Source organism: Corynebacterium sp. HMSC061H03 (assembly GCF_001838215.1).
GTDB classification, from domain to species: domain Bacteria; phylum Actinomycetota; class Actinomycetes; order Mycobacteriales; family Mycobacteriaceae; genus Corynebacterium; species Corynebacterium jeikeium_D.
In genome coordinates, this window is record NZ_KV836073.1 from 174913 (window position 1) to 189663 (window position 14751).

11 protein-coding genes and 1 pseudogene are annotated in these 14751 nt (G+C 60.5%); 10 read left to right on the top strand and 2 right to left on the bottom strand.

Features of this window, described 5'->3' with window-relative positions; genetic code table 11:
• The first annotated feature begins 62 nt into the window (after positions 1–62).
• The 9 genes from HMPREF2787_RS06720 (at position 63) to HMPREF2787_RS06760 (ending at position 10448) form a co-directional block, all read left to right on the top strand.
• A complete protein-coding gene (locus tag HMPREF2787_RS06720; RefSeq protein ID WP_070858848.1) occupies positions 63–1601 on the top strand; it encodes an HNH endonuclease signature motif containing protein in 1539 nt (512 codons plus the stop codon).
• A 261-nt stretch (positions 1602–1862) separates the two neighbouring features.
• A complete protein-coding gene (locus HMPREF2787_RS06725; protein WP_070602413.1) occupies positions 1863–2693 on the top strand; it encodes a sulfurtransferase in 831 nt (276 codons plus the stop codon).
• A 188-nt stretch (positions 2694–2881) separates the two neighbouring features.
• On the top strand, positions 2882–4903 hold the full coding sequence (locus tag HMPREF2787_RS06730) for a hypothetical protein (RefSeq protein ID WP_070858849.1): 2022 nt from the start codon (positions 2882–2884) through the stop codon (positions 4901–4903).
• 51 nt (positions 4904–4954) lie between these two features.
• On the top strand, positions 4955–5515 hold the full coding sequence (gene pyrE, locus HMPREF2787_RS06735) for an orotate phosphoribosyltransferase (protein ID WP_070858850.1): 561 nt from the start codon (positions 4955–4957) through the stop codon (positions 5513–5515).
• 98 nt (positions 5516–5613) lie between these two features.
• Positions 5614–6459, top strand: coding sequence for a lysoplasmalogenase family protein (locus tag HMPREF2787_RS06740; protein ID WP_016421548.1), 846 nt, complete (start codon positions 5614–5616; stop codon positions 6457–6459).
• Positions 6446–7117, top strand: coding sequence for a TrmH family RNA methyltransferase (locus tag HMPREF2787_RS06745; protein ID WP_038626765.1), 672 nt, complete (start codon positions 6446–6448; stop codon positions 7115–7117). Before HMPREF2787_RS06740 ends, HMPREF2787_RS06745 begins: the two co-directional genes overlap by 14 nt.
• 69 nt (positions 7118–7186) lie before the next feature.
• The gene (locus HMPREF2787_RS06750; protein WP_049169856.1) at positions 7187–8404 is read left to right on the top strand and encodes a glycoside hydrolase family 76 protein; all 1218 of its coding nucleotides are present in this window, start codon (positions 7187–7189) and stop codon (positions 8402–8404) included.
• A gap of 132 nt (positions 8405–8536) precedes the next feature.
• A complete protein-coding gene (locus HMPREF2787_RS06755; RefSeq protein WP_016421545.1) occupies positions 8537–8947 on the top strand; it encodes a DUF3151 domain-containing protein in 411 nt (136 codons plus the stop codon).
• 97 nt (positions 8948–9044) lie between these two features.
• Complete coding sequence (locus tag HMPREF2787_RS06760; RefSeq protein ID WP_070602419.1) at positions 9045–10448, top strand: FUSC family protein; 1404 nt, start codon at positions 9045–9047, stop codon at positions 10446–10448.
• Between the two features lie 29 nt (positions 10449–10477).
• Here HMPREF2787_RS06760 and HMPREF2787_RS06765 read toward each other — a convergent pair.
• Both HMPREF2787_RS06765 and HMPREF2787_RS06770 read right to left on the bottom strand, forming a co-directional pair.
• Positions 10478–11368: pseudogene (locus HMPREF2787_RS06765) on the bottom strand (IS481-like element IS5564 family transposase); the annotation flags it as partial.
• A 39-nt stretch (positions 11369–11407) separates the two neighbouring features.
• Positions 11408–14293: a Tn3 family transposase gene (locus tag HMPREF2787_RS06770; protein WP_011116984.1), complete on the bottom strand. Its 2886-nt coding sequence runs from the start codon at positions 14291–14293 to the stop codon at positions 11408–11410.
• Positions 14294–14418: 125 nt separating this feature from the next.
• On the opposite strand from HMPREF2787_RS06770, the gene HMPREF2787_RS06775 reads away from it, so the two are divergent.
• The coding region (locus tag HMPREF2787_RS06775) for a recombinase family protein (RefSeq protein ID WP_141751974.1) at positions 14419–14751 on the top strand (333 nt) is incomplete at its 3' end.

Sequence of the window (14751 nt, forward strand, 5' to 3'; positions counted from 1 at the left end):
AGGGAAATTAGTTAGTCCATTTGGGGATTCGGATTGCTAGCGTTTTAAAAGGGGGTGGGGAAATGTCTACATCATCGGCGTCAAACGGCGGTGGACCGCTTTCGACATCGCAGGTTTTAGATGCGGTCGCACAGTTTGAAGCTCTGTCGACAGTCATCGTGGAGAACTTCGAAGTACTTGCACCGGATCATGCGCACGACGCATATAAGTCGATTGAGAAAGCGCGAAAACGACTCGCAGTAATTGATGCGACTTATGTGGAGACAATGAAAGGGCGGATGCCCAGCGCGGAGCACCGAAGGATCGCGTGGCTAGCGCAGGAGATGCGAATCTCGCGAGCAGAAGCGAGGCAGCGTATCAATGTCGTCGGACGTCTGAGTAGGAATGTTGATCCGTTTGCTCCGGCGAATGAGGATGTGCGAATGCCGAACCTTCGTCAGAAAGTTGAGGAAGGTGTTGTCGGTGCGGATGCTGTTGCGAAGATTGACAAAGCCGTTCGCGAGCTGCCGGCAACGGAGCATGCACAGCTGTCTAGGCTGCTGGACAAGCACATTGCAGATTTAGTGGACAAAATCCGTGTTGATGATCTCAATAAATTGCCGAACCGTCTGCGGGCGATGCTGGGGGTTGATGACCCGTATACGGATGAGGACCGTGCTCGGAAACGAAGCCTAAAAATCGGTGCTCAGGGGCCGGACGGCATGAGCCGGTTGAGCGGTGTGGTTACGCCTTCGTTTGCGGCGGTGCTCAAAAGGCTGCAGGCAGATCATGCGCGGCCTGGTGGGTTACTCGAAGAAGGCGCCGATGACCAGCGGAATCCGGAGCAGCGTTTCCATGATGCCGTGGAAGCGGCGGTGAATGGGGGCTTTCAACCGGGCGGTGAGCTTCAGCCGGCGCGGGGGACGACATCGGTGGTCACCGTCGCGCATATCGCAGATGTGGCAGCGTTAGCTGGAGTCTCCCTGCCTGAGGGGGAAGATTTTGTACTTCCTGGATCGGGTAAAGCGGTCTCAGACGCGGGAGTGCGAATTTCCATTAGTCAGGCCGTGCAACAGATGGTCGATAGAAATTCGTTCCTCCAAGTCTTGGGGAATGAGGGGCAGACCTTGTACTTTGGTCGATCCCGCAGGCTGGGGACTTTGCCGCAGTATCTGGCCCTTCTTGGAGAGGAAGGAGGTTCCTCCGCGCCGGGCATGGGCACTCCGGGAGCTATGTGCGATGTTCACCATGTGCAGTCGTGGGCTTCCGGTGGTGGCACTGACCTGGATAATCTCACGTTGGTGGATCCGGGTACGCATCGAAAGATCGATGATGCTCGATGTGATGAAAATGCTTGGTGGACGCTCCGGCCGGATGAGGTGCCGGAGATTCTAGGAACTGACGAAGGGGACGGGGTTAGCGGGGAGTGTGAGCCGGCCTCTACTGATCGTGTGGTCTGGGTGCCCCCGAAAGACAAGGAAGGAAACCGGAAAGCGGAATCCAATGAGGACCCCGATACGTTCGATAGCCCGGGGCGCTGGTTGCGTCGTAAAGCGCGAGAGAAACGGGCGGGGGACACAGTGGATGGCAATGGCGAGACGGGGCCGGATCCCGGTGAGTAGTCGGATTGGGAGGCAGAGGCCTGGCTTAGAGGTTGATCTTCCGTTTCGTAGTCAGCTTTGCGTTAATGAAGCGGTTGGGAAAGGAGGCCGACGCTGGCGGCATAGTGCAGCAGTTTTTCTGCGGTGGCACGGCCGATTCCATGTCCTGTGCATGAGGTGAAAACGGCCAGGTGGACAGCATGTTCAGGTACCCTCCCAAGCTCCTAGTTTTAATAACGTACATATCGCGCTACCAAGTCAATCGATTTAGAATCCGGAATTATGACAACATCCATCTCGGTACAAGAGCTTCGTGACAAGATTGCCGGCGGCGGTCGTATCGTCGTCGTTGACGCACGCTGGTCGCGTGCTAAAAAACCATATGACTCCTACGCCACGGCTCACATCCCACTGGCCGTGTTCTGTGATCCCGAGTTGGACCTAGCAGGTGTTCCAAGCCGAGAAGCTGGTCGCAACCCGTTGCCGGATATCGAGCGTGTGCGCGATGCCGTCCGTCGATGGGGAGTCCGCTCGGAGCATCTGGTGATCGTCTACGACGCGGGCGATGGACTGTTCGCGTCACGCGCTTGGTGGATTCTGCGCTGGGCAGGTTTGGAGAATGTGCGTGTCCTCACCGGTGGGTTAGCTGCTTGGGAAGCAGATGGAAACGAGACTGCCTTCGGGCCCGGAAATCTGCCGCGGCCTGGAACGATTGCGGTGAGTGAAGGCAATATGCCTGTTGCCAGCCTCGATGACGTACGCACCTGGTCTGAGCGTGGAATTTTGGTGGATGCGCGTGAGCCCAGCCGTTTTGAAGGTCGTAGTGAGCGCGTCGATCTGCAGGCGGGTCACATCCCGGGTGCCGTGAACCTGGCGGCTCGCAGTCTGCAAAATGCCGACGGCTCCTTCCTGCCTGTTGAGCAGCTCCGTGAGCGCTTTGCCTCCGTCGGTATCGAAGACGGTCGCAATGTAGCGGTCTACTCCGGTTCCGGTCTTCATTCCTCGCTGTTCATTCAGGCTATGGAAGAAGCGGGCATCACGGGCGCCTCTCTGTATGTCGGTGGCTGGTCCCAGTGGGCTGGCGATCCGAGCCTGCCTATCGTCCGCTTCTAAGCGGGCCCGGGCCAGGGCGACCGCCCCAGGGCCCCAGATGTGCCGTCCATGTGGCTTTTGCCCCTCGCCCTTTACCGTCCTAGAGAGTCCTGAACGCTCTCGCCTCGGGCATTGGTATTGCGCCAGACGGGGGACGGCATCTTGTCGCTGACCAAATAGAACGGCTTCTGGCTTAAGCTAGGAGATTAATGATTCCCCTAGTATTCACCCTCGCAGCGATTCTCATCATCGCCGCAGTCGCGCTGTTCGTTGTCGACCGCCGCCGTCGCAGCACAAGTGAGACTGCTGTGGCGTCTCCGTCATCGCCATCGCTTTACGACGAGCCCTCGGACTCCACCGGCGAAGTAACCGGTGTGGCGGCAGAAGATGTTGTGTCCGAACAGTCGGATTCTTCGGAGCAAGGCAGCCCCGAGACAACTTCTGTGGCGAGACCGAATGTCGCAGCTGACGCTGACTCTGAGGTTGCCGCTGAGACCGATAGCGCCGCTGAAGTTGATTCTGAAACTGAGGTTTCGACGACAGAACTGGGGACTTCAGCTGTAGAAAAGACACCGACGGAGCCTGAATCTGTCTCGGGAATCGAGCCGGCGGCCACTGCTGAAATGCCCGAAGCAACAGAAGACGCGGGTGCTGCCGAAACATCGGAAGCAGCAGCTGATCTGAATGCGGGAACGGACGTGACTCTCCGAAGCGGCGCGGAGTCTGGCACAGAATCTGGAGCAGGGCCTGGCGCGGAGCCAGCCGAGTCGGTGACTGCTGAAGATACCGATACCGCGGATCAGCCCGAGACAGGTTTAGTAGGCGATGCCGTTGCCACAGGGGCCGACAGCACCACCGCTGCTGACGCTCGCACTGGAACTGTTGACGGTGCAGAATCCGAAGCTGCGTCCGGCGTAAAAGCCGAGACTGACGAAGTGCCGCAATCATCCGATCGTGCGGCGCGCACCCAGGCCACCCCGCCCACTGAGTCCACCCAGCCCGCGCAACCGCAGCGCGCCCAGCAGCAGTCAGTGGCCCCTGTCCGTCGACGTATCAGCGGTCGCCGTGTGCGTCACTTGCGGAAAGCCTGGGCGCAGGAACGTAATTCTGTCTATAACCGTGTGGACCATGAGCTGCCGTCGTACTGGCAGCGTACGCCGGACGGCGATGCCAAGGCCGTGGTCTCCGGTTTCGCTTTTGGCCGGGAAATGCACCTCGCCGATGTCGGCGGCATCACCACCATCGCCATCCGCCGTTCTGTATCCAGCGATGAGGTTTTCGAGTTGCGCCGCAGCGGCGGCACGACGCTGCCTCACGTAGCTACCGAAGCCGGCCTGGTAGTCGCAGCTACCGACCCAGAGCTCATTCATCGCATTTTCGACGACCGTGCAACCCGCATGCTTGCCGACGTGCACCCGGCCATTACCCGCATGTGGTCCGAAAACTCCTGGTCCTTGGCTCAGCTGATTGATAATTCGGTGCCAGAGGACTGGGACGGTGCACTGGCATCGCTGTCGGACTTCTCCGACATTGCGCGCAGGTTGCCACCGGCGGAAGGCGAAACCGTCGCTCCGGACACTAATCAGTGGGATCCCACTCGTTTGCAGCTCACCGAGCAGTCCGTTGACTCTGGTTCCTTGATTTCGGATGGAACCGGGCGTGGGCACTTGCACGCGGTACCAGATCAGCGTCGCAACGGTTCTGCTAACCACGAATCGCAGGATCACAGCTCACAGAACGGGCATGCCCAGAGTCACAGCGCGCAGAATAGCAAGGGCGAAGAGCCGCTGGACGTTGAGGAAATTGTTTACGCAGATTCTCCTTCGTCCTCGTCCGCTGCTACCGCGGATGCAACCACGGATGATTCGCAGTGGCCGTCGCAAAGCAATGCACAACCCACGGTGGTGCAGGCGATTGACGGTTCGTCGTGGCGTCCTACGCGGGATATACCGCTGGATCCGACGGCCCTGCCTTCGCGGTCGACGGCACGAAAGATGGGTGCAAACGTTGGCGAGTCGGAGGACATTGGAGATTCTGGCCAGCAGATTCCTGCGCTTGGGGAGGACCCCGAACATAGCCGGATGCGCTCGAGCCAGGGGCGTGTGGTGCGATCAAATGTGAAGCCCGCCAGTATTTTTACCGACGCCGCCCCAGACCTCGACAGCAGCGACGACCCCACCGAATCTGTATCCGAGGACAAGGGCGCAACCCCTGATTCCGCGGACGAGTAGAACCAGACATATCCTTGAGCACACAGTCGTTTATTTAGGAGACAACCTCAGATGAGCATCCACACGAACAATGTCAATCAGGAGAAGCTGCAGCGTTTGGCCGAGCTGGTCAAGGAGCTGGCGGTTGTTCATGGCAAGGTCACGCTGTCGTCTGGACGTGAGGCTGACTACTACGTTGACCTGCGCCGCGCCACCCTACATCATGAGGCCTCGCGCCTGATTGGTTCTCTGCTACGAGAGCTCACTGGAGACTGGGACTACGCGCACGTCGGTGGTCTGACGCTTGGCGCGGATCCGGTGGCTACCTCTGTCATGCACGCCGAAGGGCGTCCAATTGATGCCTTTGTGGTGCGTAAGGAAGCCAAGAAGCACGGCATGCAGCGCCGCGTCGAAGGGCCGGACATTGTGGGCAAGAAGGTCCTGGTTGTTGAGGACACCACCACCACGGGCAACTCTCCGCTGACCGCCGTCGCGGCCCTACGTGAGGCCGGTGCTGAGGTTGTCGGTGTCGCCACGGTGGTTGACCGCGCGACGGGTGCCGACGAGGTCATCAAGGCTGAAGGCCTGGACTACCGTTACCTGCTCGGTTTGGATGACTTGGGTCTGGCCTAAGAATCTGAGCGCTAGAGCTATCGCCGAGCCTCACCCTGCTCGCCGAGCCTCACCCAGCTCACCGCCCCAACGCAGTCCCACGAAAGAGGAACATCCCCATGACCACCAAGCGCGCAGGACTCCTGTCCAAGCTCACCACGACCAAACTTCCCGGCACCAAGGAAACCGTCGCTGACATGTTTGTGCGTCGCACGGGCGAGGGCCTCGGCGCACTCGTCGGTATCGCCAGCGCAAGCTCCGACACCCGCCGTGCCCCAGAACGTGCCGGCTATATCGCCGCCAGTGCGGTCAACGTTGTCTCCAGTGCCTTCGGCTGGGAGACTCCACGTCGAGTTTCCAAGACTGTCCTCATGCCACTGTTGGCGGCCAATGTTTGGCGCCGTCGCCACGAGACGTCTCGCTTTACGACGACCACCCTGCTCATCGGCCTCGCCGGCGGTTGGCTGGGCGACTTGATTCTCATGCCGAATAAGCCGAACCTGAACCGCGGTTCTGTGCCGTTCGCAGTTAACCAGGTTGCCTACCACGTGCTGCTGTGGCGTGCCGGAGCTCGGATTAGCGCGCTGCGTGCTGCCATTCGCTTCCCACTGTGGGCTGGTTCGGTACCGCTGGTCGGTGCTGTAAAGCCCGAGGCGCTGCCCGCTGCTGTTGGCTACGGTCCGCTGCTGGCTGTGACCTCCGCACTGGCCGATGACCCGGCGCTGCTGGAGGGTGCCGGTGCTGTCGGTACTGATGAGCAGACCGGCCTGCCGATTGCCGATGCCGCCTACGGCCTCGGCCACGGTGGCAACCTGTTCCTCGTCTCCGACACGCTACTGATGGCTCGAAAGATGTTTGCGGAGGAGGGCGTCGTCGGCAAGCTTCTGAATGCGGCAGTGATGGACACCTACACCGTGGCGCAGTTGTTCCTGGTCGAGGGGCTGTTGGCTCTTGACCGCGCCTGAGCCCGGGAAGGGGCCGACGGAATGGTTTGAGGCTCGTGTCGGGGTGGGGCCGTGGGAGCAGGAGCACCCGAACGAACCCCGGCCGACCGGCCCAGAATACGATGAGCAGCTTCTGGATGAGGGCGACCGACGTAATGTCGTCGATGCCTACCGCTACTGGACGATGGAGGCTATCGTCGCGGAGCTGGATAAGCGTCGTCATCCGTTGCATATCGCCATCGAGAATTTTGAGAATGACTCCAACATTGGCACCGTGGTACGCACCGCAAATGCCTTCCTGGTGGAGGCCGTGCACATCGTGGGGCGCAAGCGTTGGAATCGTCGCGGCGCGATGGTGACTGACCGCTACCAGCACTTGCTGCACCACGAGACGGTGTCGGAGGTCATTAGCTGGGCGCGCGAGCATGATTTGGCTGTCGTGGCCGTGGACAATGTGCCGGGCTCCGTACCCATCGAAACCGTTGAGTTGCCCGAGCGTTGTCTTTTGCTTTTCGGCCAGGAGGGGCCGGGAGTGACTGAAGAAGCACAGCAGGCGGCGGATTTGACGGTGTCGATTGCCCAATTTGGCTCGACGCGTTCGATAAATGCGGGGGTAGCGGCGGGTATTGCCATGCACTCTTGGATTCGTACTCATGCAGATATCACCGCGGCCTGGTAATTGTCTGCTTAGGTGTTTTATTTCGAAGGCTGTTTTAGAGCTGTTTCACAGCCGTTTTAAGGAGAGCCAGTGGTTCTAAAAATGTCGCGTCCGGAGGCCGAAACGTGGGCCTATCGTGCGGACGTGGCTGAACAGGCGATTCGCAACCGTCATGCGGCGAAGCTGTGGGGTCTTCCGGGCACGAATTTGGCAATGGCTTCCTGGCCCGCGCCGCTTCGACATAAGGTCTTCATCAACTGGCATTACTGGTGGCAGGCGCAGTATCTCGACTGCCTGGTAGACGCAGCTAAGCGCGTGCCTTCTAAGGAGAAGTACCGCGCTATCCGCCAGACCACTCGGGGTATCCGCATTCGCAACCTCACGCTGCTGACCAAGAACAAGTACTACGACGATCGCGCGTGGATGGCGTTGGCGCTCGGGCGTGCCGACGCTGTCCTCGGCGCATCGGTGCCCAAGAAGACGACAGCACGGCTGATTTCATGCTTGGGCGATGGTCGGCAGGAGTCCACGGGTGTGCTGCCGTGGCGTGAGCAGGACCTCTTTTTCAACGTCCCCTCGAACGGTCCTGCAGCCATCGCTCTGGCCCGGGCTGGTCGTATCAAGGAGGCAGAGGAACTTATCGATTGGGTTTACGCCAACCTCCTGTCGGACTCAGGGCTGCTCTACGACGGCATTCGCTTGTCCATGGCAGGTGCCGTCGTGCAGAAGGGCATGTTTACGTACAACCAGGGTGTCATGATTGGCGCTTGCCTCGAAGTGGGACTTGCGCTTCGGGCGCACGGCCAGCGTGAACAGGCGACGAAGTATTTCACGCGCGTGCAAAACCTCATCCACGCGGTGGCAAAGGATTTGGCGACCACCGACAATGTCATCGCCGGTGCCGGTGGCGGCGATGGTGGTCTGTTCAACGGCATCCTCGTGCGATACCTCGCCGATGCGGCGGTGCGTTTGCCTGGAGACAATCGCATGAATCGCGCGGCGGCCCGCATTGCTCGCCGACTGGTTCTGGCGTCGGGGGAGAAGTGCTGGTACCACCGCCTCGAGGTTGATGGCCTGCCGCTTTTCCCCGCAGATTGGAACGACAATGCTCAGTTCCCACAGGGCGGTTCGGTTGCGCAATCAGTCGGTGGCGCGGTTCGCGGTTCGGCGATTAAGGAGCGTGACCTCTCTGTCCAGCTGTCGGGTTGGATGCTGATGGAAGCGTGCGCCCGAGTGGCCGATTTTGTTGCGACCAAGCTGGAAAATGGTGAGTCGTTGGATTCGACGAAGCCGAGCTGCCCGGAGTAGTCGGGGAACGCTAGTTGGTCGTCATCTGGCGCTTGCCGACGTCGCACCACCACGCTGTGCCCGCCGTTGCCAACAGAGAGTCACATACTGAGCCCCTGCCATCGCCACGTGATGCCTGGCACAATAGGACGCATGAAACTCAATGACATGATGGCTCCTGCTCCCGTGAAGCTCCCCGTTCTTGACGAGGCCGTTGCTGCCCGCAACGGTGGCGCAAGTCCGGAGGCCGTGGTTCGCGCATGCCCGCGCGATTCCCAGGCTTGGGCGGATTTGGCTGAAAGCGCTTTGTCCGAGGGCCAGGAGATTCAGGCCTATGCCTTCGCTCGCACTGGTTACCACCGCGGTCTGGACCTGCTGCGTGGAAACGGCTGGAAGGGGTTCGGAGCCATTCCGTGGGAGCACGAGCCGAATCGTGGTGTGCTTCGCGCCTTCGCAGCGTTGGCTAAGGCTGCTAAGGCTATCGGCGAGGATGATGAATTCGATCGCATGATGGCGTTGCTGCGTGACAGTGATGAATCCGCGCTGCCAGAGTTGGGTCTTTAATCGCGCACAGAGATTCAGCGGGCACATAAGAGTGCACAACAGCACAACGGGTACATAAAAAGCGCACAGTTTTTTACATGAGGATGGTGACTTCGGCATGGCTGGCATGGCTGGTGGGGAAGATAAGGACGCCGCAGCTGCCAGGAATCTAGAGGACATTGGTCCCGCGCATGTCGACGACCTCGTCGAAGCTAAGGAAACGCAATTCGTCGAGGATAATCCGCGCCCGGATTTCCAAGATTTTCGCAATACGTACCTACATCCGGCCTCCCGCGCAGCAAACAAGTTGCGTCAGAAAGTGAGGCCCCGCACGCGTTTCCTCCATGCGGTTGATCGTGTGCGCTCCCGTTGGATGCTCATTGTTCAAGCCACGTTAGCTGCCGGGTTGGCCTACTGGTTCGCACTTGAGGTCCTGGGGCACCCCAACCCGTTCTTCGCGCCGATGGCCGCTTTCATCAGCCTCAACGTGATGACCGCAGGTCCTCGCCTAAAACACTCTGTGGAGTTGGTGCTCGGCGCCTCGTTGGGAGTCGGCATTGGTGATGTGATTATCTCCATCCTCGGCTCGGGTATCTGGCAGCTGACCGTCGGTGTGTTTGTCGCCATGGTCATCGGCGTGTTTGTCGGTCGAGGTCCACTTGTGGTGAACCAAGCGGCATCTTCAGCCGTGCTCATCGCCACCATTATTCCGCCGGGCACCGCTGGTTCTTATTACCGAATGATTGATGCTCTCGTCGGTGGTGTGGTGGGCATTATTGTGCTCATGATATTGCCGCGAAGCCCGCTGGCGGGTGCTCGCCGCAAGGTGGCCAAGGTCCTCGACATGGGTGCAGACGTACTTTATGACATCGGCATCGGCATGAAAGAGGGCGACACCGATCGCATCCGCACCGCACTGAGCGTGGTGCGCTCCATGCAGGCGCAGGTCTCGCTGATGGACCGCACCGTTGCCGACGCGGGCGAGCAGGTCCGTATCTCGCCGTTGCTCTGGCGCTCCCGGGATCGAATCCACTCGCTGTCACGCATGGTTCATCCCGTCGACAACGCCATGCGCAACATCCGTGTGCTCGCGCGTCGCGCTATCACCGCACGTGAGGATCACATCGACTTCTCGTCCGAACTGTGCGCACTTGTTCTCGGCGTGTCTGAAGGTACGCGCCTGGTCAGTCATGTGCTTGACGACGAAGCCGCCGTGCGCCGAATCCCAGAGTGGGGCGAGTTGCCTTTCGAATCCGGCGACATCGCTATCGCTCAGCTTTCCGAGGGATCCGGAGAGGTCAAGCTTGAAGACGTGGTTCGGTACTTGCGTCGTCTAGCGGCGAAAATGCACCCGCGCGTGATCGAGGACGCAACGCTGTCGGAACAGGTTGTGTTTGCGCAGTCCCGCTCCTTGGTGGTGGACCTGTTGCAGGTGTGTGGCCTGTCCAGACGTTCAGCTGTGGCAACTCTGCCGCCGACGACGCCGTTCCCAGCAATGCCGCCGGAGGTATGGGACGAGTAGCCGGTGAGGAGTGGGTGAGTAGCGGCTCGCTAGGTGTGATGTCCAGGGACGTTGTTGAGTCGGTCGAAGGGTACGCCGCCAATCGCAGAGTGGTGTCGGTGGTGGTTGTAGAAGTGGAGCCAGCCGGGCAGCGCCAGGCGTCGTTCGGCCTCTGAACCGTAAAACCTGGCATAGGCCCAGCCGTCCCCGAGCGTGCGGTGGAATCGCTCGATCTTCCCGTTCGTCTGCGGCCGGTAGGGGCGTGTCCGCTTGTGTCGGATGCCGAGCCGAGCGCAGAAGTCCCTCCATGCGTGGGATCTGTATGCCGACCCGTTGTCGGATAGGACTCGCTCGACGGTCACGCCTCGTTCGGCGAACCAGGCCACGGCGCGTTCGAGAACTCCCACCGCTGTGCTCGCCTGCTCATCCGACCAGATTTCTGCGTATGCGACGCGGGAGTGGTCGTCGATGACTGTGTGAACGAACGCCGTCCCGGTGCGCGGCTTGTGATCTTTTCCTCGTGGTAATCCCGGAGTCGCGAGCTTGTTCCGTGCGCCTTGCTGCCGACCTACGTAACGATGTCCACCGCCGTCGGGGATGTTGCCGAACTTCGTGACATCGACATGAATCAACGATCCCGGATGAGGATGCTCATATCGCCGCAATGGCTCGCCAGTGACACGATCGATATGCGAGAGGCGGTTCACGCGGCAACGGACGAGGACCGCGTGAACAGTCGACGTCGAGAGACCAAGTCGCGCAGCGATCTGGGCTGGCCCCAGTCGAAGCCGCCAGCGCAGGTTGATGATCTTCTTCTTGACATGCTCGGGCGTCCTGCCTGGGATCCGGTGCGGCTTGCTGGAGCGATCCTGCATCCCAAACTCACCCTCTTCCCGGTAGCGGCCTGCCCATTTCCGGGCAGTGATCGGGGAGACCATGAACATCTTGGGGTCGTTTGCGGGAGGGGGCGGAATCCTACGCTAAGGCTTTGGCCAGCGATATTCTCCGGTGAGATTGATGTGTTCCCATCCGAGCGGCGAAACATGGGCCAAGAGATCGGGCGATAGCAGCTTTCCATCGCGTTTCTGGTTTGCAACGACCTCGCCGAGCTTCATGGTGTTCCAGAAGATGATGATGGCGGCGAGCAGATTCATGCCGGCGATGCGGTAATGCTGGCCTTCGGCGGAACGGTCGCGGATTTCACCGCGGCGGTGGAAGCTGATTGCCCGCTTCAGCGCATGATGAGCTTCGCCTTTGTTGAGCCCGATCTGGGCACGCCGTTGGAGTTCGGCATCCAGAATCCAGTCGATCATGAACAGGGTGCGCTCGACGCGACCGACTTCCCGCAGGGCTGTCGCGAGCTCGTTCTGCCGCGGATAGGAGGCGAGTTTCCGCAGAATCTGGCTTGGCGCGACGGTCCCGGCAGCAATGGTGGCGGCGATGCGCAGGATGTCGGGCCAATTGCGCTCGATCATGGCTTGGTTGACCTTTCCGCCGATCAACGCTCGCAGGTGCGCCGGGGCGGCCGACGGATTGAACGCGTAGAGCCGTTTGGATGGCAGGTCGCGGATGCGCGGAGCGAACCGGTAGCCGAGAATGGCACATGCGGCAAAGACGTGATCGGTGAAGCCGCCCGTGTCGGTGAACTGCTCGCGGATATGGCGTCCAGCATCGTTCATCAGCAGGCCATCGAGGATGTAAGGCGCTTCGCTTGCCGTTGCAGGAATCACCTGGGTTGCGAACGGCGCATATTGGTCGGAGACGTGGCTATAGGCTTTCAGGCCCGGGGTATTGCCATATTTCGCGTTGACCAGGTTCATGGCCTCACCTTGCTCTGTAGCGACGAAGAACTGTCCGTCGCTCGAAGCCGACGTGCCCATGCCCCAGAACCGGGCCATGGGTAACGCTGCCTGTGCCTCGACCACCATGGCCAGCGCCCGGTCATAGGCTTCGCCCTCGACATGCCACCGTCCAATGCGGATCAATTCCCAGAAGGTGTGGGTGTTTGTCGCATCCGCCATTTTGCGCAAGCCGAGGTTGATCCCTTCCGCCAAGATAACGTTCATTAGCCCGATCCGGTCAGCGCAGGGTGCTCCTGTGCGCAGATGGGTGAACGCTTCGGTGAAGCCGGTCGCCGCATCCACCTCCAGCAGGAGATCGGTGATGCGCGTGGGCGGGATCTGCTTGTAGAGATCGAGCACCAGATCTTCGGCGCCTGTCGGCGCGGCGGCTTCGAGTTTCTCGATATGCAGAACGCCGTTTTCAATCGACCCGCCCGGGATCGTGCCTGCGCGAGCGGCACGGCCAAGCTCGCGCAACCGCATGTCGAGGCGAGCTTGCCGGTCTGCCAGCCATTCCTCCGGCCGCAATGGCACAGCGAGACGACCGCCTTCCGCGATGGCTTGTGCCGGAACGAGTGCGTGTTTCAGATCGCCATAGCGCCGGGACCTAGTAAGCCAGACATCTCCGGAGCGGAACGCATCGCGCAGATGGAACAGCACCGCGATCTCCCATAGGCGAGCGTCGCCAGCCCTCTGGGCCCGAAGGTGGCGATGCCATTTCGAGCTGGGCCGCAAGAAGCTGGTCATCGCGGCATCGTTCAAACCGGTACGAAGGGCCGTCACCGCTTCCAGAAGCGGCAGTGCAACGGGCGCAGCTCGCAGATCGAGCAGGCGCAACATGCGTGGAGCGTATCGGCGGAAGCGGTGATAACCGTCGAGCACATGATTGAGCGGATCGTCGGCCATGGTGGCGGTCAGCCTGGTTGCCATTGCAACAAGGGTTTTTAAGCCGTCCCACCCTGACCCACTCGCGATGACATCGCCCAGCGGCTGGCCATCATCCTGTGCATCGACCAGGGCGCCCCCGATCTCGGCGAAGGATTTCAGGGTGTCACGCACCACCCCCGCTTCGTCTGCGACCTTTGCATGGCAAATACGCTCCGAAGCACGGTAGAGACGGCCGACGATCCGGTCGTGGGTTTCGACCACTGCGTCGGCCAACATCGCCTGCCATTCCGAGACGCAAACAGCCAAGATCGCAAGCCGCCTGTCCTCCGGGAGATCGCGCATGCCGTCGGCATAATACCGTTCACCCTGCCTGCGCAGACGAGTCACCCGATGGGCAGGAACGCCGGCAAGCAGATCCTCGGGGAGATCGACGCGTTGCAGATATTCGAGCCGGTCGAGCAGCCGGTTGGCCGACGAAGAGTTCGAGCCAGGCTCGAACTGGCGCAGCCACACAAAACGGGTCACCCGATCATCAGCCGTCTCCTCGAGCAATGCCAGCAACTGTTCTCGGATCGACATAGGCAGCCGACTGGCGATCCTCGTCTCGATGCGTCGCTCGGCATCGACGAGAGCCGCGGCACAAAGCCGCTCGATCGTGGATGTCGCGGGAAGGACAGTGCGGGTGCGTCGGCACTCGGCTACGAAGCGACGGGCGATATCCTCGTTCGACACCGCCATCTCGGCTTCTCGGAACAACCATTCCTTCAGCTCGCTCGCACCACGTCCGGAGAAGGTGCGGAAGCCGTAGAGCCCCCGTAACTCGGCAAGATGCTCGTGCCGTGTTTCCTCGCGGGCAGCATAGTCTACGAGATCGTCGGCACCCAGGCCAAGCTGCGCTCCGATAAATTCGATGACCTCTGCAGGGATCAGTTCGCCTGGAGCCAGCACCCGGCCGGGATAGCGCAGGACACACAATTGCAGGGCGAAGCCGAACCTGTTGTGAGCGCGCCGACGCAGCCTGATATGCCCAAAGTCTTCATCACTCAGCGTATAGTGCTTGAGCAAATCCGTCTGTGAAGTCGGCAAGCGCAACAGCGCGTCTTTCTGCCGATCGGTTAGAGTGACGCGACGCGGCATACATGTTCCTTTTTCAAAATCTGATAGCGTTCAAGACGCTTTGTTTATGAAGCTGGTTGAGATACATTTCCAGAGGTCAATGCAATCGTGGCCGAAGCGCCGCCTCAAACCAACGTTTGTGATACATGCTGATCGGATATGCCCGCGTCTCCAAAGCCGATGGCTCGCAGTCTCTCGACCTGCAGCACGACGCCTTGCGCGCCGCAGGTGTCGAACGGGACAATATCTATGATGATCTTGCTTCCGGCGGTCGTGATGATCGCCCTGGCTTGACTGCCTGCCTCAAGTCATTGCGTGACGGCGATGTGCTGGTGGTCTGGAAGCTCGATCGCCTCGGACGATCGCTTGCCCATCTGGTCAACACGGTGAAGGAGCTGTCAGACCGCAAGATCGGCCTGCGGGTTCTGACTGGAAAGGGCGCTCAGAGGCACTGTTGCAAAGTTAGCGATGAGGCAGCC